We start from the raw sequence: 22,412 nt of genomic DNA on the forward strand, positions 1-22,412 counted from the left end.
GGACCCGTCGGGCGCATCGACTCCGGCCGGCGCATCGACTCCGGCCGGCGCATCGACTCCGTCCGGCACATCTGCCGCGCCCGGCAGACCGGATTCCTCCGGCATGCCAGACGCCCCGGGTGCGGCGGCCTCGTCGGGCCCGACTGCCAAGTCCCGCACGTCAGTTGGGTCCGGCAGCGGTGGCCGTTCGCTGAACTGCGTCCGGTAGAGCTGCTCGTAGCGTCCGCCCAGCGCGAGCAGCTCCTCGTGTGTTCCGCGCTCCACGATCCGGCCGCTCTCCAGCACGAGGATCAAGTCCGCGGCCCGCACGGTCGACAGCCGGTGCGCGATCACCACGGACGTGCGTCCGGCGAGCGCCTCGCCGAGTGCCTCCTGCACGGCGGCCTCCGAGGTCGAGTCGAGGTGTGCGGTCGCCTCGTCCAGGATCACCACGCGCGGCCTGGCCAGCAGCAGCCGTGCGATGGTCAGCCGCTGGCGCTCGCCGCCCGAGAGCCGGTAGCCGCGCTCGCCGACGACCGTCTCCAGCCCCTGCGGCAGCCCGGCGATCAGCCCGTCGAGCCGTGCTCTGCGCAGTGCGTCCCACAGCTCGTCGTCGGTGGCCTCGGGCCGGGGGAGCAGCAGGTTGGCGCGGATGGTCTCGTGGAAGAGGTGGCCGTCCTGGGTGACCATGCCGAGGGTCTGGCGCAGCGAGGCCGCGGTCACATCCCGTACGTCCGTGCCGCCGATGCGTACGGAGCCGCTGTCGGCGTCGTAGAGCCTGGGGGCCAGGGACGCGATGGTCGACTTGCCCGCACCGGAGGATCCGACCAGCGCCACCATCTGCCCGGGCTCGGCGCGGAAGGAGACGCCGTGCAGGATCTCCTCGCCGCCGCGGGTGTCGAGCGTGGCGACCTCTTCGAGGGAGGCCAGCGAGACCTTCTCCGCCGACGGATAGGCGAAGCGCACGTCGTCGAACTCCACGGAGACCGGCCCCTCCGGCACCTCCACCGCGTCCGGCTTCTCGTCGATCAGCGGCTTCAGATCGAGGACCTCGAAGACCCGCTGGAAGCTGACGAGTGCGCTCATCACCTCCACGCGGGCGCCTACCAGCGCCGTCAGCGGTGCGTACAGCCTGGTCAGCAGCAGCGCGAGGGAGACCACGGTGCCGGCGTCGAGGGTGCCGCGAAGGGCGTGGTAGCCGCCGAGTCCGTAGACCAGCGCGAGCGCGAGAGCGGACACGAGCGTCAGCGAGGTGATGAAGATGTGCTGGACCATCGCCGTGCGGACGCCGATGTCGCGCACCCTGCCCGCCCTCCTGGCGAACTCCGCCGACTCCTCCTGCGGTCTGCCGAACAGCTTGACGAGGGTGGCGCCCGGCGCCGAGAAGCGCTCCGTCATCTGGTTGCCCATGGCGGCGTTGTGGTCGGCGCGTTCACGTTCGAGGCGGGCGAAGCGCCTGCCCATCCTGCGGGCTGGGAGGACGAACAGGGGCAGCAGTACGAGGGTCAGCAGCGTGATCTGCCACGACAGCCGGAGCATCACCACCAGCGTCGCCAGCAACGTCACGAGGTTGCTCACCACTTGGGACAGGGTGTTGCTGAACGCCCGCTGCGCACCGATCACATCGTTGTTGAGCCTGCTGACGAGCGCGCCCGTACGGGTGCGTGTGAAGAACGCGACCGGCAGTCGCTGCACATGGTCGTAGACGGCCCTGCGGAGGTCGAAGATGAGCCCTTCGCCGATGCGGGCGGACAGCCAGCGTGTCAGCAGCCCCGTCCCGGCCTCGGCGACGGCGATCAGCGCGATCACCGAGGAGAGCGTGACGACGGTACGGGTCGCGGCGCCGCTGGTGATGGCGTTGACCACGCGGCCCGCGAGCAGCGGCGTCGCGACGGTCAGCAGGGCGAGCGCGCTGCTGAAGACGAGGAACGCGGCGAGCGCACGGCGGTGGCCCCGGGCGAAGCGGAGAATGCGGGTGAGCGTCGCCCGTGAGAAGGGGCGCTTGTCGTGCTGGGCGAAGCGGGAGGCGTAGAGCGCGTGCCACGCGGTCGTCTCCATGCTCATGCGTTCTCCTGGTGTGCCGGTGGCGGTGCCGGTGCGGAGCCGCACTGACGCACAGACCGTAGAAGTTGAAGTTACGTTGAAGTCAAGGGGTTCGGGGTGCCGGAGGGCGCGTAGGGTCCGTGGGTTCCGCGTCGCTGCCGTACTGCTGCCGTACCGCTGCCGTACTGCTCTCGTAAGGCTGTTGTACGGCTTTTCTTCGCCCGGCGTCCGGCTCTTCGGCGCCTGTCGTACGGCTGCGGTACGCCCGGCGTACGACGGCGGGGGAGCGGCATGCGGCGGGGTCGTGGTCCCTACGGGCTGTCCTGCGGGGGCGGCGGGGGTCCGGAGGAGGACTCCGGGTGATGGGTGATCAGCGGTCCGCAAGGGGCTTTGACCGGCTGTGATGGCGCAGCGACAGGGCGTCGTGCACGTGCATCGGCACATGCATAGGCACATGAACGAGGTTATGATCCAGGGCAGTTGACGGACGACGGTGTCCGTACACCGCGCACTGTGCGACACCCCCCACCGCACCAGCCCGGGAGATCCAAGTGCCTCACCCGTACAACGGCATGGCCGCCAGGGACCTGCACGGGGTCGAGTGGCAGAAGAGCCGGCGACAGCAACTCGCAGGGCACCTGCGTGGAGTTCGCAAGGCTGCCCGGCGGCGACATCGCCGTACGGAACTCGCGCTTCCCGGACGGACCGGCGCTGGTCTACACACCCGCCGAGATCGAAGCGATGCTTCTCGGAGTCAAGGACGGGGAGTTCGACCACCTCGTACAGGACTGACCCCGCCGCGGCGGCACCGGGGCCGACAGTGAAGACGCCTGCCGGGCCGCGGGGGTTGAGCCGCCTTCGGTGGTCTTTGCGCCCGAACCCGCCGGGTGTGTACGGGAGTTGAGCCCGCGTCCGCCGGATCTGCGTCCGCCGGATCTGCGTCCGCTGAGGGTGCACACGCCGAAGCTGCGCTCGCCGGGCCTGCACACGCTGAGCCCGCGCACGAGGTGTGCGCGCACTGGGCGTGTGTGCCCGCCGTACGGGAGAACGCCGCGTCCGTTCGGCCGGGGCGATCGCGCCGGTCAGCTCCCCCGCGGGAGCTGGAGGGCGCCCACCGGAGACAGCCGGAAGTGCGCCCAGACGACCTTGCCGCGCATCATGCCCGTCAGCGGATGCCAGCCCCAGCCGTCGCTGAAGGACTCCACGAGGCACAGACCGCGGCCCGACTCGGCGGTGAAGTCCGCGTACTCGGCGCAGTTGTCGACGGTCTGCGGCGGGGCGCAGCTCGGATCGCGCACGGCACACACCAACCGGGCGGCCCAGCGCATCAGGTCGAGTCTGACCGGGGGCCCCACGGGAGGCGTGGGCGCCGCCTCGATCGCCGGAGCGAGCGCGGGCAGTCCGCCTCCGGGCGATCCATGAACGGGCGCCCCATGCCCGGCAGTTCCGTTTCCCGTCGCCCCGAGTCCCGGCGTACCGTGGGCCGTTGCCCCGTGGCCCGCTGTCGCGTGGCCTGGTACTCCGTGGCGCAGCGCATTGGTCACCAGTTCCGAGACGACCAGCGCGACGGTGTCGAACTCGCCCTCCAGCCGCCAGCGTTGAAGAGTCTCACGGGTGAAGTCCCGTGCACTCTTGACCGCGTCGAAGCGCGCGGGCAGCGCGCACGTGGCGGAACCGGAGACGGTCGAGTGGTCGAGGTGCGGGAGCCCACGCCACAGGGGCTCAAGCACGGTCGATCCTTCGGTCCCCATGACGAGCCACTCCTGGTCGCGGCAGTGATGATCCTGTGTGGATCCGGTCGGCTTGCTGTCCCGATGGGTCTCGCTGTTCCTCGTTCGCCGTTCCCCGTCTGTCACAACTGGGCTGGCACGCAGCGCACTTGTGCGATCCCCATGGTTCCCAATGCCCTCGGCAGATGCAAGGGCAGATGCACGTGCACGAGAGACTTTCGATCGTGTGTAATCACCCGGGCACGCAACGAAGCGCATTGATGGCACACTTCCTTCAGAGCAGGGTGAAGGGTTTCTCGAAATGGAGACACAACCGGCAATGGGTGCGAGCGGCGGCGCAATCGGGGCGAGTGGCTCAAGCGGGTCCATGGTGCGGCGCATTCTGCTCGGGTCTCAGCTCCGCCGCCTCCGTGAGGCGTGCGGCGTCACCCGTGAGGCCGCCGGTTACTCGATCAGGGCGTCCGAATCCAAGATCAGCAGGATGGAGTTGGGCCGTGTGAGCTTCAAGGCCCGCGATGTGGCCGATCTGCTGACGCTCTACGGAGTGGTCGACGACTCCGAACGCGAGCCGCTGCTCGGGCTCGCAAGGGACTCGAGCATAGCCGGGTGGTGGCACAGCTACAGCGACGTGCTGCCCGGCTGGTTCCAGACCTACGTCGGTCTGGAGGGCTCCGCCTCCCACATCAACACCTACGAAGTGCAGTTCGTGCACGGCCTGTTGCAGACGGAGGAGTACGCGCACGCCGTCGTCACCGCGGGCCACCAGAGCCACATCCCGCGCGAGGAGGTCGAGCGACGCGTCGCCCTGCGCGTCGAACGGCAGAAGCTGCTCCTCGGGGAGAACGCCCCGAACTTCCTGTGCATCCTCGACGAGGCCGCGCTGCGCCGCCCGTTCGGCTCGCACGCCATCATGGACGCCCAACTGCGCCATCTCGCCGAGGTGTCGGAGTCCCCCAACATCACAGTCCAGGTCGTACCGTTCGAACTCGGCGGCCATCCCGCGGAGAGCGGCGCCTTCACGCTTCTGCGCTTTCCCGAGTCGGATCTCAACGACGTGGTGTATCTGGAGCAGCTGACCAGTGCTCTTTACCTGGACAAGAAAGATGAAGTCGCTCACTATGACCAGGTGTTGAGCCGATTGGTGAAGGACAGCCTCTCCCCGTCGCGTACGCGTGACCATCTACAAGCAATCCGCCAACTCGGCTGAATTGCAAGTACGATGACCAGCCATCAGTACGGAGTTGTGCTGTGCTGCGGCCCCAGGCGGTACCGCTCAGCTTGTTCCTGCCCCACGAAGGAATGACATGTCCTACTTCACGGAGCTGGCTCTTCAGTACATAGACGGCCAGTGGTGCCAGGGCAGCGGCTCATGGGACGTCATCGACTTCGATCCGTACAACGACGAGAAGCTCGCCTCCATCACGGTCGCCACGGCCGAGGAGGTCGACCACGCCTACCGCGCCGCCGAGCGGCACCAGCGTGAATGGGCCAAGACCAACCCGTACACCAGGCGGCAGGTCTTCGAGCGCGCGATCCGCATCATCGAGGACAACGAGCAGGAGATCAGCGAGGCGCTTATCGCCGAGGTCGGCGGCACGCGTCTGAAGGCGGACATCGAACTCCACCAGACCAAGGAATTCCTGCGCGAGACCGTCCACTTGGCGCTGCGCGCGGAGGGCCGCATCGTGCCGTCGCCGGTCGACGGCAAGGAGAACCGCGTACACCGGGTGCCCGTCGGCGTCGTCGGCGTCGTCACCCCGTACCACTTCCCGTTCCTGCTCTCGCTGAAGACGATCACCCCGGCGCTCGCGCTCGGCAACGCGGTGGTGCTCAAGCCGCACCAGAACTCCCCGGTGTGCGGCGGCTCGCTCGTCGCCAAGGTGCTGGAGGACGCGGGCCTTCCGCCCGGCCTGCTGAACGTCGTGATCAGCGACACCGCCGAGATCGGCGACACGTTCATCTCCCACCCGGTCCCGAAGGTCATCTCCTTCACGGGCTCGGAGCCCGTCGGCCGCCAGGTCGCGACCGTCGCCGCCGCGCACTTCAAGCGCACGGTGCTGGAGATGGGCGGCAACAGCGCGCTGATCGTCCTCGACGACGCCGATCTCGACTACGCCGTGGACGCCGCGGTCTTCAGCCGGTTCGTGCACCAGGGGCAGGTGTGCATGTCGGCGAACCGCATCATCGTCGACCAGGACATCTGCAAGACGTTCAACGAGAAGTTCACCGCCAAGGTGGAGAGCCTGAAGGTCGGCGACCCGCGCGACCCCGACACCCAGATCGGCCCGCTGATCAACGCCGTTCAGGCCGACAAGGTCAACTCCCTTGTGGAGCGCACCATCGCGGAGGGCGCGACCGCGCTCGTACGGGGCACCAAACGGGGCAACCTCGTCTCGCCGACCATCCTCACCGACCTGCCCGACGGGTCGCCCGCGCTGCGCGAGGAGATCCTCGGCCCCGTGGCCCTGGTCATCCCGGTGGACGGCGAGGACGAGGCCGTGCGGGTCGCCAACGACACCCCGTACGGGCTGGGCGGCGCCGTGCACACCGGCAACATCGACCGGGGGCTGCGCGTGGCCCACCGGATCGACACCGGCATGGTGCACATCAACGACACCACGGTGGCCGACGAGCCGATCGTCCCGTTCGGCGGCGAGAAGAACTCCGGCCTGGGCAGGCTCAACGGCGAGCAGATGGTCGAGGCGTTCACCACCACGAAGTGGATCTCCATCCAGCACGACCGCAGCGGCTTCCCCTTCTGAGCGTCGCTGCCTTCGAGGGCAGCGCTTCCGCTTGATGCCGGGCGCCGGGGCGCGCGGGGTGCACGTGCGCCGGGGCGCCCGGTGCCGGGCTCCGTGCCGCTGAATCCGAATCCGTGGCCCTGCGGCTTGAGGACACTCCCTGACCGCAAGCGCTCATAGCGTGGTCGCCATAGAGAGACGCCGTACGGGGCGGCTCCCGACGGAAGGTGACGACCATGCCCGTAGTCGTGAAGCCGGAGGCACCCGGCGACGAACGTGGCGCACTCCTTGCGTATCTGGACGCTCAGCGCGGCGGCATCCGGCGCGCACTGCACGGGCTGACCGAGGAGCAGGCCCGCAGTGTGCCCTCGGCCAGCGCACTGTCGCTCGCCGGCGTACTCAAGCACGTTGCGGTCGGCGAGCGCGGCTGGCTCCGACGCCTCCAGGCGAGCGGCGAGGACTTCGACTTCGCCGAATCCGCCGCCGAGTGGGAGGACAGCTTCAGCCCCGGCGAGCACGAGAGCGTCCAGTCGCTGCTCGATCTCTACGAGAAGGTCGCTAACGAGACGGAGGCGGCGGTACGTGCGCTCGACTCGGTCGACGAGACCTTCCACGCGCCGAAGGTCCCCTGGGACGAGGGCGGCCAACGCTCTTGGCGCTGGGCGCTGTTGCACCTCATCGAGGAGACGGCACGGCACGCGGGCCATGCCGACGTCATCCGGGAGAGCATCGACGGCAAGGGCGCCTTCGACCTCGTCTTCGAGACGGGCGCGATGCCGGAACCGGACTGGGCGGCCTTCGGGGGCGAGCCGTCCGGCGAGGGCGGCAAGGGGGACGAGGGGGACGAGGGGCAGAAGTAGGCGGCGGGGCAGGGCAGTTGACGGACCCCCGGATTCCCGGACCGGCGGCCCTCCGCTCCGGGCCCCCGGGACTCCCGGAGCGGCGGGCCGCCGGTCCCCCGCGTCCGGACCCCGGACGCCCTCCGCAGCCTCGCACCACGCACCGCCCGCCCCGGCGCCCGCGTACCGCCCGTCTAGGCTGGCGGCGACGCGGGCGCACGCCCGGCGCCGTGTGCCCGGCACCGGCCCGTGCGCGTGCCGTAGGGCGAGAGGGAGACGATGTCGGCGATCCGGCTGCTGGTGCTGGGGGCCGTACGCCAGCACGGGCGTGCACACGGCTACATGGTCCGCAACGACCTGGAGTTCTGGGGCGCGCAAGAGTGGTCCAACGCCAAGCCCGGCTCGATCTACCACGCCCTCAAGCAGCTCGCCAGACAGGGCCTGCTGCGCCCGTACGAGACCGCCCCGAGCACCGCGGGCGGCCCGCCGCGTACGCAGTACGAGCTGACGGACGAAGGCGAGAGCGAGTTCCTGAGGCTGCTGCGGCACGCGCTCACGTCCGTGGACGAGAAGCCGGACATGCTCACGGCGGGCGTCGGCTTCCTGGTCGACCTGCCGCGCGAGGAGGCCGTCGCGCTGCTGGAGAAGCGCATCGCCGCCCTGGAGGAGTGGCGCGAGGAGGTCGTACGGCGCTGGACGCCCGACGAGAGCGCCCCCGACGAGCACAGCCACATCCGCGAGATCATGGTGCTCTGGGTGCACGACGCCGACAGCGGCGCGCGATGGGCGCGCGGCCTCGTGGAGCGGCTGAGGAACGGCGCGTATGTGATGGCGGGAGAAGGCGAGCGAGAGGTCGACGTGCTGCCGCCCGGCATGGAGAACCCGTACGCGGAGAAGTGAGTTCGCGACCGCACCCCGCGGACGGCCGCGGTCGTCAGCGGCGCCGTGACGCGTCCCGGCCGCCGCCTCCGGCCACCGCTTCCGTCCCCGCTCTCGCACGCGTGTCGGCCACCGTCGTACGGGCACCCTGACCGGGACCCCGGTACGAATGCGACCTTATGCTTCGGTCCATAGGGCGGAGGCGGACGAAGGCCGCGGACGCAACTGTGAGGGAGCGGGCAGAAAGTGGTGGGGGAGCCGAAGCGGAACGGCCGGGCGGCCGAGAGCGGTGAGTCCCTGGAGGAGGCGCGCCAGCACCTCGCCGACGAGGTGCGCAGCGCCTTCACACCGCCTCAGGGGGTGCCGCTGCCGCCCGTACCGGAGGATGAGCACCCGACCTCCGAATTCGCCGTTCCCGAGGGGCTGTTGACGTCTCCGCCGCAGGAGTTCGCCAGCGCGTTCACACCGCCCGAGGGCATTCCGAGGATCTCGCTCGTCAAGCCAGGCGTGCCCTGGCAGGACCGGATGCGGACGATGATCCGCATGCCGCTGGCGGAGCGTCCGGCTCCGGAAGGGCCCAGCCGCGCCGAGGACACCGAGACCGGCCCCGCGGTGCCCCGCGTGCTCGACCTCACCCTCCGCATCGGCGAACTGCTGCTCGCGGGGGGTGAGGGCGCCGAGGACGTCGAGGCGGCGATGTTCGGCGTGGCCCACGCGTTCGGCCTGGACCGCTGCGAGCCCACCGTCACCTTCACGCTCATCTCGATCACCCATCAGCCGTCCCTGGTCGACGACCCGGTGACGCTCGGCCGCACCGTGCGCCGCCGCGGCACGGACTACACGCGTCTCGCCGCCGTATTCCGGCTCGTCGACGACATCACCAAGGGCGACATCACGCTGGAGGAGTCCTACCGGCGTCTCGCCGCCATCCGCCGCAACCGCCACCCGTACTCCAAGAACGCGCTGACCCTCGCCAGCGGCACCCTCTCCGGCGCCGCCTCCCTGCTCGTGGGCGGCGACGCGCTCGTCTTCGTGCTGGCGGCGATCGGCGCGATGCTCGGCGACCGGCTGGCGTGGCTGTGCGCCGGGCGCGGGCTGCCGGAGTTCTACCAGTTCGCGGTGGCGGCCGTGCCGCCGGCCGCGATGGGCGTCGTGGTCGCCGTGGCGGGCTCGTCGAACGAGACGAAGCTCAAGGCCGCGGCCGTCATCACCGGTGGGCTCTTCGCGCTGATCCCCGGGCGTGCGCTGGTCGCCGCCGTACACGACGGACTGACCGGCTTCTACATCACCGCCGCGGCCCGTCTGCTGGAGGTCATCTATCTGATCGTCGGCATCGTCGGCGGCGTGCTGGTGATGCTCTACCTCGGTTCCAAGCTGGGCGCCCAGCTCACCCCCGAGAACACGCACGGCGAAATCCAGCCCGTACTACAGCTCTTCGCGGCGATGCTGCTCGCGCTCGCCTTCTGCGTACTGCTCCAGCAGGAACGTCACACCGTGCTGCTGGCCACCCTCAACGGCGGCGTGGCCTGGCTGATCTACGGCGCCCTGGTCAATCCGCCGGTGAACGTGGACGAGGTCCCGGCGACCGTCGCCGCCGCCGGACTGGTGGGCCTCTTCGGGCAGTTGATGTCGCGTTACCAGTTCGCGTCGTCGCTGCCGTACATCACCGCGGCGATCGGGCCGCTGCTCCCCGGCAGCGCCACGTACTTCGGGCTGCTCAACATCGCCCAGGGCCACATGGACGAGGGCATGCTCAGCATCTCCCGCGCCATCGCCCTCGCGCTCGCCATCGCCATCGGCGTCAACCTCGGCGGCGAACTGGCACGCCTGTTCATCAAGAGCCCCGGTGTCGAGACCCCGCTGCCTGGCCGCCGCGCGGCCAAGCGCACCCGCGGGTTCTAGGCGGCGTCCTCGACGGGCGTACGTACTCGACGGGCGTACGTCCCCCGCATGCGTGCGTGCTCAACGGGCGTACGGGGCGGGCGACTTCGTACCCCGGGCACGAGCGCCGGACGGGCTGTGACGGGAACGGCCCCCCGACGCACAGGCCCACGCACACCGAGGGGTGCGCCCCTCGTCAAGGGACGCACCCCTCGCCTGTACGCCGTTCGTACGCGCTCGCCTCGCCCGTCGGACGGGCCGGTGCTTCAGTGGTCGCCGTGGGCCTCAAGCCGCTTGATCGACGCCTCGACCTCGGCCTCGGCGTCGGCACGTCCGACCCAGTTGGCGCCCTCGACGGACTTGCCGGGCTCCAGGTCCTTGTAGACCTCGAAGAAGTGCTGGATCTCCAGCCGGTCGAACTCGCTCACGTGGTGGATGTCCCGCAGGTGCTCCATGCGCGGATCGGACGCCGGCACGCACAGCAGCTTGTCGTCGCCCCCGGCCTCGTCCGTCATGCGGAACATGCCGATGGCGCGGGACTTGATGATGCATCCGGGAAAGGTGGGCTCATCGAGCAGCACGAGCGCGTCCAGCGGGTCGCCGTCCTCGCCGAGGGTGTGGTCGACGAAGCCGTAGTCGGCGGGGTACACGGTGGAGGTGAACAGGTGCCGGTCCAGCCGGATACGGCCGGTCTCGTGGTCCACCTCGTACTTGTTCCGCGAACCCTTCGGGATCTCGATGACGACGTCGAACTCCAAGGAAGGCTCCTCAATGATCAGCACATGTATCTGGTGATTAAGTGTCCCCTACGCACGTACACGGGCGCGAAAGGGGCTGATCGAGGTGCGTGACACCGCCTCCGAGGTGCGTGACACCGCGATCCGGGCATACCGGAAGGTCCGCGACCGTGCCCGTCGTCACGGGCGGCGGATCCGGCAGCGCTGGCGGACCGCGACTCCGCAGCAGCGGCAGACCGTACGAGTGACGGCCGGCGCCGCCGGGCTCGGACTGGTGGTCGCCGTCACGGCGGTGGCCACGAGCGGACCATGGGACTCGGGCCAGCGTACGGCGGAGCGTTCGTGGGCCGCCGCCCGCGATGGCCGAAGTGGCGGGAACCACACAGGAGAAGGCGCCGGAGCACCTGGAGCGCCCGACGTCCTCGCCGCGCTCGACATGGACGCCGTACGAGGAGACCCCGCGGGCGGCGGCCGCGAGGCCGAGCCGACACACGGCCCCGGCGCGGCAGGTGTGCCCCCGCCCAGCGAGGACGCGCTTGCCGACGCCCTCGAACCCCTCATGAAAGACGGCGACTTGGGGAAGCTGCGCGCCGTCTCGGTCGTGGACGCCGCCACCGGACGGAAGCTCTACGCGAAGAAGCCGCACAAGGCAGTCACCCCCGCCTCCACGGTGAAGCTCGCCACCGCCGTGGCCGCGCTCTCCGCCCGTGGCGCCGAACACCGCATCGAGACCCGGACGGTGCGGGGCACCGGAGAGTCCTCCGACGAGATCGTGCTCGTGGGCGGCGGCGACCCGACGCTGAGCCGCGGCGCACTCGACGACCTCGCACGCGACACCGCCCGCAAACTGCGAACGGGCCAGGACGGCAAGGACGGCAAGGACGGCAAGGACGGCAAGGGGGGCAAGGGCGGCAAGGGGGGCAAGGGCGGGAAGGTCTCGGTCCGCTACGACACATCCCTCTACGGCGGGCCCGTCCGCCACTCCATCGGCACCAACGACAACCTCGCACCCGTCAGCCCCCTCATGGTCGACGAGGCCCGCCTCGGCGACCCCCCGGACTCCGGCGACGAAGAACCCGCCCACGGCCCCGCCCCCCGCTCGTCCGACCCGGCCGAGGACGCCGCCGAGCACTTCGCCGACGCCCTCGGCGAGCACGGCGTCGACGTCGAGGGCGACCCCGAGGAGACCAAGGCGCCCGGCAGGACGCAGAAGCTCGCGTCCCACCGCTCCGTGCCGCTCTCCGCGCTCGTCGAGCGCATGCTGACCTACAGCGACAACGACATCGCCGAGGCCCTCGCCCGCCAGACCGCGCTCGCCGCCGGAGAGCCCGCGAGCTTCAAGGGCGCGGGCAAGGCCGTACGCCACCGCCTCGACAAGCTCGGCGTCCCCGTGAAGGGCGCGCACTTCGCCGACGGCAGCGGCCTCGACCGCGGCGACAAGGTCACACCGGCGCTCCTCACCAGCCTCCTCGTACGCGCGGCCGACCCCGGCCACGCCGATCTGCGCCCCGTGCTGACGGGCATGCCGGTCGCCCACTTCACCGGCACCCTCGGCGGCAGATACGGCAACGACAAGGGCAAGCAGGGCGCGGGTCTCGTGCGTGCCAAGACGGGGACGCTCACCGGCGTCAACACCCTCGCCGGCACCGTCGTGGACGCCGACGGCCGGCTCCTGGCCTTCGCCTTCATGACCTCCGGCACATCCGACGGCAAGGGGGCCCAGCGTTCCCTGGACAGCCTGGCCGCCGCCCTCGCCAACTGCGGCTGCCGGGACTCGCCTTCCGAGGGCTGACGCCCTCCGGCGCGGCCCAGGGCGGTACCGCGCAGTCCCGTGGCGCCGCGGCTCACGCACGGGCCCGCACTCCCGCGGCCCAGGCGCAGCCTCCCGCCCGGCGCCGGTGCCACGTACCGTGAAGTCATGACGAGCCTCGGTGGTGTGGAGATGGTCGACTGGAACCTCGCGGTCGCGACCGCGACCCGGCTCGTACGGCCGGGCCCAGAAGTGAGCCGTGAGGGAGCGCGGGAGGCCGTCTCCGAGCTGCGCCGCCACGCACGTTCCTCCGAGGAGCACGTACGCGGCTTCACGCTGATGCGCCCCGACCGCCCCTCCCAGACGGACACCCCGGTCCTCGTCGTGGACCGCCCCGGCTGGGTCCGCGCCAACGTGGCCGGCTTCCGGGAGCTGCTCTCCCCGCTGCTCGAAAAGGTGCAGGAACGCCGCAGCAGCACCCCCGGCGGCGCCGTGCTCGGCGCCGTGGGCGGCAAGGTGACGGGCGTCGAGGTCGGGATGCTGCTGTCGTTCCTCGCCTCCCGTGTCCTCGGCCAGTACGAGACCTTCGCCCCGGCGACCCGTGAACTGCCCGGCGGCCCCGACGGCACCGGCCGCCTGCTGCTCGTAGCGCCGAACATCGTGCACGTGGAGCGCGAACTCGACGTCGATCCGCACGACTTCCGGCTGTGGGTGTGCCTGCACGAGGAGACCCACCGCACGCAGTTCGCCTCCGTCCCCTGGCTGCGCGACCACATCCAGGGGGAGATCCAGTCCTTCCTAGGCGAGACCGACATGGACCCGTCGACGCTGCTTGAGCGCCTGCGCGAGGCGGCCCAGTCGCTCTCGGGCGCCCGCGGCCAGGGCGCGGGCACGGAGGAGAAGCCGGAGGCCGGCAGGGCCGCCGGAATCGTCGAACTCGTGCAGACTCCCACCCAGCGCGAGATCCTCGGCCGCCTCACCGCGGTGATGTCCCTGCTGGAGGGCCACGCCGACTACGTGATGGACGGCGTCGGCCCCGACGTGGTGCCGAGCGTCACGGAGATCCGCGAGAAGTTCCAGAAGCGCCGTGCCACGGGAGCGGGACGGCTGGACCAGGCGCTGCGCAAGCTGCTCGGCCTCGACGCCAAGCTGCGCCAGTACCGCGACGGCGAGCGCTTCGTACGTGCCGTGGTGGAGGAGCTGGGCATGAACGGCTTCAATCGCGTCTGGACGTCGCCCAACACCCTCCCCACCAAGTCCGAGATCAACAGCCCCTCCGACTGGATCGCGCGCATGCGCTCCTGAGCCCCCGCGCACGCGGGCGGCGAGCGCTGCCGACGGCCGTTCCGGCAGGTCGGTGGCGTTCGTTCTGCCTGCTCGGCCAGTCGCAGCAGCGCGAGTACGTGAGCAGATCCCGCCGAGCCGGGGCCCGTACGGCCACTGGCACGCGCCGGGAGGGCGAGGAGACCACGGCGAAATACGGACTGCGCGGCTCCGCCCGAGCCATTACTCTCCGGAACTGACACGGGCTGCGGAAGCCCTCGTAATCACCCGTCCGAGGGACCGAGAATGGCCGGTCCGCGTGCGATGCTCTGGGAACACCTCCGTCTCTGTCACCATCGACACACTCAGCGTGACAACTCCTTCGAGGAAGTGAATCGGACATGGGTCCCCACCCCGCGGTCGCTGCAATACGTCTGGCGGTTCGCCGCGCACTTCACGACGTCCTCAGTGAACAAGCAGTCGTCAGTGACGAAGCCGGCGACACCCGCAGCCCCGGCGAGCCCCCGCTCGTCCTCGTCGCCTGTTCCGGCGGCGCCGACTCCATGGCGCTCGCCTCCGCCCTCGCCTTCGAAGCCCCCCGGCTCGGCCTCCGCGCAGGAGGTGTGACGATCGACCACGGGCTACAGCCCGGTTCGGCCGACCGTGCACAGGAGGTCGCCGAGCGGCTCACCTCCCTCGGACTCCGCCCCGTCGAATCGATCGCCGTCACCATCGGCCGTACGAACACCGGCCCCGAGGCCGCCGCGCGCACCGCGCGGTACGCCGCCCTCGACGACATGGCGGACCGCTCCGGTGCGAAAGCCGTGCTGCTCGGGCACACCCGCGACGACCAAGCCGAAACGGTGCTGCTCGGACTCGCCCGCGGTTCCGGTACGCGCTCGCTGTCCGGCATGGCCGAGGTCACCGGGCCCGCGGCCCGCTACCGCCGACCGTTCCTGGCCATCGACCGGCAGACCACCCGCAAGGCCTGCCTCGCCCAGTCCCTTCCCGTATGGGACGACCCCCACAACGACGACCCCGCGTACACGCGCTCCCGCGTACGCCACGAGGCCCTGCCGATACTGGAGAAAGCATTGGGCAAGGGCGTCGTCGAGGCGCTCGCCCGCACCGCGCGTCTCTCCCGTGACGATGCGGACGCGCTCGACGCCTGGGCCCTCGAAGCCGAGAGGTCCGTACGCATCGACCAGCCCGGCACCGACGGCTGGGACGAGGTGGAGCTGGACGCCGCCCGGCTCTACGCGCTCCCGTCCGCCGTCCGCCGCCGGGTGCTGCGCCGCGCGGCCGTCGCCGCCGGCGCTCCCTCGGGCTCGCTCTTCGCCCGTCACCTCGAGGAAGTCGACCGCCTGATCACGGCCTGGCGCGGCCAGCGGGCCATCAATCTGCCCGGGCGTGTAGAGGCCGCGAGGCAGGGTGGCAGACTGGTCATCCGGCATGGCTCACAGACCCCGCCGACACCGACCGGCTGACCGTCCCCGACGGGAGGTGACCGGCCGGCGGCAGCGTGGGCCGGAGACCTCGACCGAGAGCGGCACGGGTGGACGAGAAAGACATGGGCACCGACCTCAAGTCGGTGCTCATCACCAAGGAAGAGATCGACGCGAAGCTGGCCGAGCTGGCCGCGAAGATCGACGAGGAGTACGAGGGCAGGGAACTGCTGCTCGTCGGTGTGCTCAAGGGTGCCGTCATGGTGATGGCCGACCTGGCCCGCGCCGTCTCGACGCCGGTCACCATGGACTGGATGGCGGTCTCCTCCTACGGGGCGGGCACGCAGTCCTCCGGCGTGGTCCGCATCCTCAAGGACCTCGACACCGACATCAAGGGCAGGCACGTCCTGATCGTCGAGGACATCATCGACTCCGGGCTGACGCTGTCGTGGCTGCTGTCCAACCTCGGCTCGCGTGAGCCCGCTTCGCTCAACGTCTGCACGCTGCTGCGCAAGCCGGACGCCGCCAAGGTGGCGATCGACGTGAAGTGGGCCGGCTTCGACATCCCCAACGAGTTCGTCGTCGGCTACGGGCTGGACTACGCGGAGAAGTACCGCAACCTTCCGTTCGTCGGGACGCTCGCCGCACACGTCTACGGCGGCTGACGCCGCGGCCAGCGGGAACCTTGAGAGGCCGCGCTCCGTTGGAGGAGCCAGGACGGTTCTGTTTGACCGTCCTCGGCGGCGCCCTGAGACAATGCTGAGGTACCGTCCGAAGGTCAGCCTTTTCAACTCACTGTGGCAGGAGGGACGGGGCGCACGCGCTCCGTATGGATGGACGTGAAGCGATACTTCCGCGGGCCGGTCATGTGGATCGTGCTGGCCGTCCTCGCCGTGGTCGTGTTGATGCAGGTCGTCGGCTCTTCCGGCGGCTACAAGACGGTGGACACGGGACAGGTCGTCCAGGCGATCGACCAGGACAAGGTGAAGTCCGCCGAGCTCACGACGGGCGATGAGCAGATCGTGAAGCTCGAGCTCAAGGACGGCGCCAAGGTCGAGGACAGCGACAAGATCAAGGCGAGCTACATCGACTCCCAGGGTGTCGACCTCGCAAAGAAGCTCCAGAGCAAGTACGAGCAGAACGAGATCACCAAGGGCTACACGGTCGCCCCGCAGCAGCAGAACCCGTTCGTCGGGATGCTGCTGTCGTTCCTGCCGTTCGTGCTCATCATCGTGGTCTTCCTGTTCCTGATGAACCAGATGCAGGGCGGCGGCTCCCGGGTCATGAACTTCGGGAAGTCGAAGGCCAAGCTGATCACCAAGGACACCCCCAAGACGACGTTCGCGGACGTGGCCGGGTCGGACGAGGCGTGCGAAGAGCTCCAGGAGATCAAGGAGTTCCTCCAGGAGCCCGCCAAGTTCCAGGCGGTGGGCGCCAAGATCCCGAAGGGCGTGCTGCTCTACGGGCCGCCCGGCACGGGTAAGACGCTGCTGGCCCGCGCGGTCGCCGGCGAGGCCGGTGTGCCGTTCTACTCGATCTCCGGCTCCGACTTCGTCGAGATGTTCGTCGGTGTCGGTGCCTCCCGGGTACGCGACCTGTTCGAGCAGGCGAAGGCGAACGCGCCCGCGATCGTCTTCGTCGACGAGATCGACGCCGTCGGACGCCACCGCGGCGCCGGCATGGGCGGCGGTCACGACGAGCGCGAGCAGACGCTGAACCAACTGCTCGTCGAGATGGACGGGTTCGACGTCAAGGGCGGGGTCATCCTGATCGCCGCCACGAACCGGCCCGACATCCTCGACCCGGCGCTGCTGCGTCCCGGCCGCTTCGACCGGCAGATCGCCGTCGACCGGCCGGACATGCAGGGCAGGCACGAGATCCTGAAGGTCCACCAGAAGGGCAAGCCGATGGCGCCCGACGTGGACCTGGGAGCGGTCGCCCGCCGTACGCCGGGCTTCACCGGCGCCGACCTCAGCAACGTGCTGAACGAGGCGGCGCTGCTCACGGCCCGCGGTGACCAGAAGCTCATCGACAACAGGTATCTGGACGAGGCGATCGACCGGGTCGTCGCGGGTCCGCAGAAGCGGACCAGAATCATGAGCGACAAGGAGAAGAAGATCACCGCGTACCACGAGGGCGGTCACGCCCTGGTCGCGGCGGCTTCGCCGAACTCCGACCCCGTACACAAGATCACGATTCTCTCCAGAGGCCGGGCCCTCGGCTACACGATGGTGCTGCCGGACGAGGACAAGTACTCCACGACGCGCAACGAGATGCTCGACCAGCTCGCGTACATGCTGGGCGGGCGCGCGGCCGAGGAGCTGGTCTTCCACGACCCGACGACGGGTGCGGCGAACGACATCGAGAAGGCGACGGCGACGGCGCGGGCCATGGTCACGCAGTACGGCATGACCGAGCGGCTGGGCGCGATCAAGTTCGGTTCCGACCAGTCCGAGCCGTTCCTGGGCAAGGAGATGGGTCACCAGCGCGACTACTCCGAGGAGGTCGCCGGGCTGGTGGACGAGGAGGTCAAGAGCCTGATCGAGACGGCGCACAACGAAGCCTGGGAGATCCTGGTGGAGAATCGCGACGTCCTCGACAACCTCGTTCTCGCGCTGCTGGAGAAGGAGACGCTGGGCAAGGAGGAGATCGCCGAGATCTTCGCCCCGGTCGTCAAGCGCCCGTCCCGTCCGGCCTGGACCGGCTCGTCCCGGCGTACGCCGTCGACGCGTCCTCCGGTCTCGTCTCCCGCTCTGAGCAACGGCAACGGCTCGGCGCCGAGCCTCGACAAGAGCGGCGGCGGCAAGGAGATCGGCCCGCATGAGTCGGAAGCCATCGTCGAGCCCGTCGACCCGACGGAGAACTGACGGAGGCGGAAGGCCGCCGGAGTCCTGGCAGCAGTAATTGTGTGACGGCCCACATTCGGGCCGTGGAATTCAAGCCGCGCCCCCCGGGTTGTGAGACCTGAGGGGCGCGGCTGAATGTGTGCGCACACATGCGCGGGCCACGGGCAGGCGCAGGTATCAGGAACGAGGCAGAGATGACCGACCCGGTGACGCTCGGTGGGGAGAGCGACTTCCCGCACGCCGACTTCGACGAGAAGCGCGCGGAGAACGCCGTACGCGAACTGCTGATCGCGGTCGGCGAGGACCCGGACCGCGAGGGGCTGCTGGAGACTCCGGCGCGTGTGATGCGTGCGTACAAGGAGATGTTCGCCGGGCTGCACCAGCGTCCCGAGGACGTGCTGACGACCACCTTCGACCTGGGGCACGACGAGATGGTCCTGGTGAAGGACATCGAGGTGTTCAGCACCTGCGAGCACCATCTGGTGCCGTTCCACGGTGTCGCGCACGTCGGCTACATCCCTTCGACGGACGGCAAGATCACCGGGCTGTCCAAGCTCGCGCGTCTCGTGGACGTCTACGCACGGCGACCCCAGGTCCAGGAGCGGCTGACCACGCAGATCGCGGAGGCGCTGATGCGGATACTGGAGCCGCGCGGCGTGATCGTCGTCGTGGAGTGCGAGCACATGTGCATGTCGATGCGCGGCATACGCAAGCCGGGGGCGAAGACGCTCACCTCGGCGGTGCGCGGGCAGTTGAGGGATGCCGCCACGCGTTCCGAGGCGATGAGCCTGATACTGCGCTGATACGGGCAGGCGCTGATACTGCGCCGAGGCGCGACACCCGTGCTGGGCCCGTCACCGCGCTGAACTCGTCACCGTGCTGGGCTTGTTACGGCGCGGGCCTGCGGGGGCGAGTTCGAGCCGCCGACTTCCGCCGCGCCGCGTTCAGTTCAAGCCGTCGACGTCGCCGACGGGTCGTCGTTGTCGTCCTCCGGGAGCCGGCAGACCCGTTGCAGGAAGAGCGCCGTCACCACCACCGCGATCCCCGCCGCGACGGACAAGCCCGCGTAGATCGTCTGGTCCTGACGGGCCGGAGCCTCCGACGGGTCCATCAGCAGCGCCACCCCCACGCCCCCGTAGATCCCGGAGACCAGCGACGCCACCAGGGCGCTGGCATGTCCGAAGAGGACGGCGCGGGCCGCCATCATCGGGTCGACGCCCTTCGCTCCCGGTTCGCGCTCGCGCTGTGCCTTGAGCCGGGAGCGCAGCGAGAGTGCGGTGGCCAGCAGGACCGTGGCGATGATCGCCAGTACGACGGGAGCCGCGACGGGCACGGCGGGCAGTGTGTCCAGCGAACTCCACAGCCGCGCGACCGCCCAGGCCAGTACCCCGGCGACGACGAAGACACCCGTCAGGACGGGGATACGCAGTTCCTTCACGGGGTTCCCAACGACTACTCGGGCAGGCTGAGTTCCAGGTCCGTACGGGCCGCGACGCCTTCGCGTCCCAGCGTGGCCAGAAGCTCCGCCACCGTGCCCTGGCCGGGCACTTCCGCGGTCGGGTCGATGTCGTGCCACGGTACGAGCACGAAGGCCCGTTCGTGGGCGCGCGGATGAGGAAGCGTCAGCCGGGGATCGTCGGAGACGACGTCCTGATAGGCGACGATGTCGACGTCTATCGTGCGGGGTCCCCAGCGCTCCTCCCGCACCCTTTCGAGAGCCTCCTCGATCGCGTGTCCGCGTTCCAGGAGCGAACCGGGCGGCAGGGTCGTACGTACGAGGACGACAGCGTTGAAGTACGTGGCCTGGCTGCCCGGGTCGACGCCCCACGGTTCCGTCTCGTAGACGGGGGAGACGGCGAGGACCTTCATCCCCGGGGTGTCGGCGAGCGCGTCGACCGCGCTCTGAAGCCGCTCAAGGCGGTTGCCCACGTTGCTGCCGAGGGCGATCACCGCCTGCTGGGGGTTGTGGAGTGTGGTGTCGGCGGCATCGACCTGGCGCACGACGGAGGCGGGCACCGGCTGTACGGTCGGGTCACTGTTCGGCGTCATGCGCGGCTCCGCTTGATAGTGATGGTCACGTCGTCGAAGGGGACGGTGATCGGGGCGTCCGGCTTGTGCACGATCACCTCCGCCACCTGTACGCGCGTATGTGAGAGGCAGACGTCGGCGATCCGCTGCGCGAGGGTCTCGATCAGTTCTACGGGCTCTCCCTCGACGATCTTGACGATCTCCTCGGCGAGAACGCCGTAGTGAACGGTCTTGGTGAGGTCGTCGCCCTCCGCGGCGGGCCGGGTGTCCAGGCCCAGCTCCACGTCCACGACGAAGATCTGGCCCTGTTCCCGTTCCCGTTCGAGGACGCCGTGATGCCCGCGGGCCCGAAGGCCCCGCAGTGCGAGGTGGTCCACGCGAATCACTCCCGTCCTCGGTCTCGGTCCTGGTCGTGGCGGGCGGCGGGGGATGCGCCTCTTCCGCATCGAATCTACCCGCGGACGGTCGCCGTACCTGCCCGGGGCGGGTGCCTACCCGACAGCGTCGAGGCCCACGCTCGCATTCCGCGCGGGCTGCTGCGAAGGAGTGGCACGGGCCACACCCGGGGTGGGCGCGAATGCATGCCGGGCGCACTCCGCCGCATACGCGCTGCGCATGAGCCCCCTCGGACGGCTGTGTACGGCCGCTGCGTCGGGCCTTTTACGGGGCGCGCATCGGTGCTGGGCGGCGGTGCTGGGCGTCGGTGCCGGGCGGGGTCAGAGCGTGACGTCGCCGTCGTCGAGGCCGCCCTCGTCTTCGTCGTCCTCGCGCTCGACCAGCACCGGCGAACCGTGGTGCGACCACACCTTCCAGCGGCCGCCCTCGTCCCTGCGGAAGACGTTGGTGGCGACGACCAGGCCGCCTACGAGGGGGCCCGCGGAGCCGTCGTCCTCGGCGGGGCCGCCGCTGAGGATGTTCTCGGTGCAGCTCACCAGGGCGGTGTCGCCGTGGACGGCGACCTCGACGTCCGTGAGGAAGAACTGCACGTAGTCGGTGTTCGCCATGATCAGGGCGTAGGAGCGCAGTACCTCGTCGCGTCCGGTGAGCACCGGCCAGCCGGGGTGCACGACGCTGATGCCGTCGTTCATCCACAGGTCTTGCAGGGCGTCCAGGTCGGCGTGCTCGACCGCGTCGTACAGGGCGGTGTTGGCGGCCTCGACCGCCTCGATGTCGGTACGGGCGCCGCGGCTCACCCGCGCCGCCCCTGGTCGTCGGCGGGCGCGGGGCCGGCGGCGGGCGACGGCGTTCCGTGGCCCGTGCGGTGGCCCGTATCCGGTGGGTCCGCGGCGTTCTCGACGGCGTGTACGACGCGCACCGCGTCCGCGCTCGCCCGCACCTCGTGCACACGTACGGCCCAGGCGCCCTCGCGGGCGGCGAGCGCGGTGACCGCGGCGGTGGCGGCGTCACGTTCGCGCGCCGGGGGCACCGGGGCGTCGCCGCCATCGGCGAGCACACGGCCCAGGAACCGCTTACGGGAGGCGGCCACCAGCAGCGGGCGGCCCAACTCACGGCGCAGACGGCCCAGTTCGGCCACGAGGCGGAGGTCGTGCGGGGCCTGCTTGGCGAAGCCGAGGCCCGGGTCGGCGATGATGCGGGCCGGGGAGACGCCGCCGTCGACGGCGCGGTCCAGGCTGGCGCGCAGCTCGGTGAGGACCTCGCTCGTCACGTCGTCGTAGACGGCGCGGTTGTTCATGTCGATGGACTGGCCGCGCCAGTGCATGACGACGAAGGGGACCTTCGCGGAGGCCACCGTGGGGACCATGCGGGGGTCGGCGAGGCCGCCGCTGACGTCGTTGACGAGCACGGCGCCCGCTTCCAGGGCCTGCTCGGCGACGGAGGCACGCATGGTGTCGACGCTGACGAGTACGTTCTCGGAGACCAGCCCGCGCACCACGGGCAGCACCCGCCTCAACTCCTCGGCCTCGTCCACACGGGGTGCGCCGGGACGGGTCGACTCCCCGCCGACGTCGATCAGGTCCGCGCCCTCGGCTACGAGGTGGAGGCCGTGCTTGACGGCGACTTCGCTGTCGAACCACTTGCCGCCGTCGGAGAAGGAGTCCGGGGTGACGTTGACCACCCCCATCACTGCACAGCGGTTCCATTCCGGGAGTCCGGTGACGCGGCCACGCGATGGGTTCATGTGTCCAGCGTAGGGCGCCTGCCTTGTCGGGGAAGGACGGGTGGGGCGACGGGGTGGACGGCGGGAGGGGGCGAGGGGAGCGCCGGGGCCGTAGCGGAGTCCGCGGCGGAA

General features: G+C 70.2%; 18 protein-coding genes and 2 pseudogenes. 12 read left to right on the forward strand and 8 right to left on the reverse strand.

The genetic code is table 11. The features are described from left to right. Positions 1-180: 180 nt before the first annotated feature. Positions 181-2,043, reverse strand: a pseudogene (locus MMA15_RS15840) (ABC transporter ATP-binding protein); the annotation flags it as partial. A 530-nt stretch (positions 2,044-2,573) separates the two neighbouring features. On the opposite strand from MMA15_RS15840, the pseudogene MMA15_RS15845 reads away from it, so the two are divergent. Further along, positions 2,574-2,814, forward strand: a pseudogene (locus MMA15_RS15845) (DUF397 domain-containing protein). Positions 2,815-3,104: 290 nt separating this feature from the next. Here MMA15_RS15845 and MMA15_RS15850 read toward each other — a convergent pair. After that, the gene (locus tag MMA15_RS15850) at positions 3,105-3,773 is read right to left on the reverse strand and encodes an ATP-binding protein (RefSeq protein ID WP_241060435.1); all 669 of its coding nucleotides are present in this window, start codon (positions 3,771-3,773) and stop codon (positions 3,105-3,107) included. Between the two features lie 346 nt (positions 3,774-4,119). Between MMA15_RS15850 and MMA15_RS15855 the strand changes: the two genes are divergently transcribed. From MMA15_RS15855 to MMA15_RS15875, 5 genes are all read left to right on the forward strand, one after another. Next, the gene (locus MMA15_RS15855) at positions 4,120-4,959 is read left to right on the forward strand and encodes a Sco1979 family transcriptional regulator (RefSeq protein WP_241060437.1); all 840 of its coding nucleotides are present in this window, start codon (positions 4,120-4,122) and stop codon (positions 4,957-4,959) included. A gap of 97 nt (positions 4,960-5,056) precedes the next feature. Beyond that, positions 5,057-6,514, forward strand: coding sequence for an aldehyde dehydrogenase family protein (locus tag MMA15_RS15860; RefSeq protein ID WP_241060439.1), 1,458 nt, complete (start codon positions 5,057-5,059; stop codon positions 6,512-6,514). A 215-nt stretch (positions 6,515-6,729) separates the two neighbouring features. Beyond that, entirely contained in the window at positions 6,730-7,353 is a 624-nt protein-coding gene (locus MMA15_RS15865) for a DinB family protein (protein ID WP_241060440.1), read from the forward strand. Between the two features lie 258 nt (positions 7,354-7,611). Then, positions 7,612-8,232: a PadR family transcriptional regulator gene (locus tag MMA15_RS15870; protein ID WP_241060442.1), complete on the forward strand. Its 621-nt coding sequence runs from the start codon at positions 7,612-7,614 to the stop codon at positions 8,230-8,232. 225 nt (positions 8,233-8,457) lie between these two features. Next, the gene (locus MMA15_RS15875) at positions 8,458-10,113 is read left to right on the forward strand and encodes a threonine/serine exporter family protein (RefSeq protein ID WP_241060444.1); all 1,656 of its coding nucleotides are present in this window, start codon (positions 8,458-8,460) and stop codon (positions 10,111-10,113) included. Positions 10,114-10,358: 245 nt separating this feature from the next. Here MMA15_RS15875 and MMA15_RS15880 read toward each other — a convergent pair whose 3' ends face one another. Further along, a complete protein-coding gene (locus MMA15_RS15880) occupies positions 10,359-10,850 on the reverse strand; it encodes an inorganic diphosphatase (protein WP_241060446.1) in 492 nt (163 codons plus the stop codon). An 85-nt stretch (positions 10,851-10,935) separates the two neighbouring features. On the opposite strand from MMA15_RS15880, the gene dacB reads away from it, so the two are divergent. The 6 genes from dacB to folE all read left to right on the forward strand — a co-directional run bounded on the left by dacB (position 10,936) and on the right by folE (position 18,936). Next, the gene (dacB, locus tag MMA15_RS15885) at positions 10,936-12,621 is read left to right on the forward strand and encodes a D-alanyl-D-alanine carboxypeptidase/D-alanyl-D-alanine endopeptidase (protein WP_241060448.1); all 1,686 of its coding nucleotides are present in this window, start codon (positions 10,936-10,938) and stop codon (positions 12,619-12,621) included. 126 nt (positions 12,622-12,747) lie between these two features. Continuing rightward, positions 12,748-13,884 (forward strand): Rv3626c family coenzyme F420 biosynthesis-associated protein, encoded by a 1,137-nt coding sequence (locus tag MMA15_RS15890; RefSeq protein WP_241060450.1) that lies wholly within the window; start codon positions 12,748-12,750, stop codon positions 13,882-13,884. A 359-nt stretch (positions 13,885-14,243) separates the two neighbouring features. Further along, entirely contained in the window at positions 14,244-15,329 is a 1,086-nt protein-coding gene (gene tilS / locus MMA15_RS15895; protein ID WP_241060452.1) for a tRNA lysidine(34) synthetase TilS, read from the forward strand. An 83-nt stretch (positions 15,330-15,412) separates the two neighbouring features. Beyond that, the gene (hpt, locus tag MMA15_RS15900) at positions 15,413-15,952 is read left to right on the forward strand and encodes a hypoxanthine phosphoribosyltransferase (RefSeq protein ID WP_241063221.1); all 540 of its coding nucleotides are present in this window, start codon (positions 15,413-15,415) and stop codon (positions 15,950-15,952) included. A 168-nt stretch (positions 15,953-16,120) separates the two neighbouring features. After that, complete coding sequence (ftsH, locus tag MMA15_RS15905) at positions 16,121-18,154, forward strand: ATP-dependent zinc metalloprotease FtsH (RefSeq protein WP_241060454.1); 2,034 nt, start codon at positions 16,121-16,123, stop codon at positions 18,152-18,154. A 173-nt stretch (positions 18,155-18,327) separates the two neighbouring features. Continuing rightward, positions 18,328-18,936 (forward strand): GTP cyclohydrolase I FolE, encoded by a 609-nt coding sequence (gene folE / locus MMA15_RS15910; RefSeq protein ID WP_241060455.1) that lies wholly within the window; start codon positions 18,328-18,330, stop codon positions 18,934-18,936. A 146-nt stretch (positions 18,937-19,082) separates the two neighbouring features. On the opposite strand, the gene MMA15_RS15915 is transcribed toward folE, so the two are convergent. The 5 genes from MMA15_RS15915 to folP all read right to left on the reverse strand — a co-directional run bounded on the left by MMA15_RS15915 (position 19,083) and on the right by folP (position 22,301). Continuing rightward, positions 19,083-19,571 carry a DUF3180 domain-containing protein gene (locus tag MMA15_RS15915; RefSeq protein ID WP_241060457.1) on the reverse strand — a complete coding sequence of 163 codons (489 nt, stop codon included), beginning with the start codon at positions 19,569-19,571 and terminating at the stop codon, positions 19,083-19,085. Between the two features lie 14 nt (positions 19,572-19,585). After that, a complete protein-coding gene (folK, locus tag MMA15_RS15920) occupies positions 19,586-20,182 on the reverse strand; it encodes a 2-amino-4-hydroxy-6-hydroxymethyldihydropteridine diphosphokinase (RefSeq protein ID WP_241060459.1) in 597 nt (198 codons plus the stop codon). Beyond that, positions 20,179-20,538 carry a dihydroneopterin aldolase gene (gene folB / locus MMA15_RS15925; RefSeq protein ID WP_241060461.1) on the reverse strand — a complete coding sequence of 120 codons (360 nt, stop codon included), beginning with the start codon at positions 20,536-20,538 and terminating at the stop codon, positions 20,179-20,181. Before folB ends, folK begins: the two co-directional genes overlap by 4 nt. A 339-nt stretch (positions 20,539-20,877) precedes the next feature. Continuing rightward, on the reverse strand, positions 20,878-21,354 hold the full coding sequence (locus MMA15_RS15930; protein ID WP_241060463.1) for a nuclear transport factor 2 family protein: 477 nt from the start codon (positions 21,352-21,354) through the stop codon (positions 20,878-20,880). Then, complete coding sequence (folP, locus tag MMA15_RS15935) at positions 21,351-22,301, reverse strand: dihydropteroate synthase (protein ID WP_241060464.1); 951 nt, start codon at positions 22,299-22,301, stop codon at positions 21,351-21,353. Before folP ends, MMA15_RS15930 begins: the two co-directional genes overlap by 4 nt. Positions 22,302-22,412: the final 111 nt, after the last annotated feature.

This window comes from Streptomyces marispadix (assembly GCF_022524345.1).
In the GTDB taxonomy this organism is placed as follows: Bacteria; Actinomycetota; Actinomycetes; order Streptomycetales; family Streptomycetaceae; genus Streptomyces; species Streptomyces marispadix.

What these genes read in the sequence shown, in the direction of transcription:
- MMA15_RS15850 (WP_241060435.1), bottom strand. Translation starts at nt 3,773, where the DNA reads ATGGGGACCGAAGGATCGACCGTGCTTGAGCCCCTGTGGCGTGGGCTC.
- MMA15_RS15855 (WP_241060437.1), top strand. Translation starts at nt 4,120, where the DNA reads ATGGTGCGGCGCATTCTGCTCGGGTCTCAGCTCCGCCGCCTCCGTGAG.
- MMA15_RS15860 (WP_241060439.1), top strand. Translation starts at nt 5,057, where the DNA reads ATGTCCTACTTCACGGAGCTGGCTCTTCAGTACATAGACGGCCAGTGG.
- MMA15_RS15865 (WP_241060440.1), top strand. Translation starts at nt 6,730, where the DNA reads ATGCCCGTAGTCGTGAAGCCGGAGGCACCCGGCGACGAACGTGGCGCA.
- MMA15_RS15870 (WP_241060442.1), top strand. Translation starts at nt 7,612, where the DNA reads ATGTCGGCGATCCGGCTGCTGGTGCTGGGGGCCGTACGCCAGCACGGG.
- MMA15_RS15890 (WP_241060450.1), top strand. Translation starts at nt 12,748, where the DNA reads ATGACGAGCCTCGGTGGTGTGGAGATGGTCGACTGGAACCTCGCGGTC.
- tilS (WP_241060452.1), top strand. Translation starts at nt 14,244, where the DNA reads ATGGGTCCCCACCCCGCGGTCGCTGCAATACGTCTGGCGGTTCGCCGC.
- hpt (WP_241063221.1), top strand. Translation starts at nt 15,413, where the DNA reads ATGGGCACCGACCTCAAGTCGGTGCTCATCACCAAGGAAGAGATCGAC.
- ftsH (WP_241060454.1), top strand. Translation starts at nt 16,121, where the DNA reads ATGGACGTGAAGCGATACTTCCGCGGGCCGGTCATGTGGATCGTGCTG.
- folE (WP_241060455.1), top strand. Translation starts at nt 18,328, where the DNA reads ATGACCGACCCGGTGACGCTCGGTGGGGAGAGCGACTTCCCGCACGCC.
- folK (WP_241060459.1), bottom strand. Translation starts at nt 20,182, where the DNA reads ATGACGCCGAACAGTGACCCGACCGTACAGCCGGTGCCCGCCTCCGTC.
- folP (WP_241060464.1), bottom strand. Translation starts at nt 22,301, where the DNA reads ATGAACCCATCGCGTGGCCGCGTCACCGGACTCCCGGAATGGAACCGC.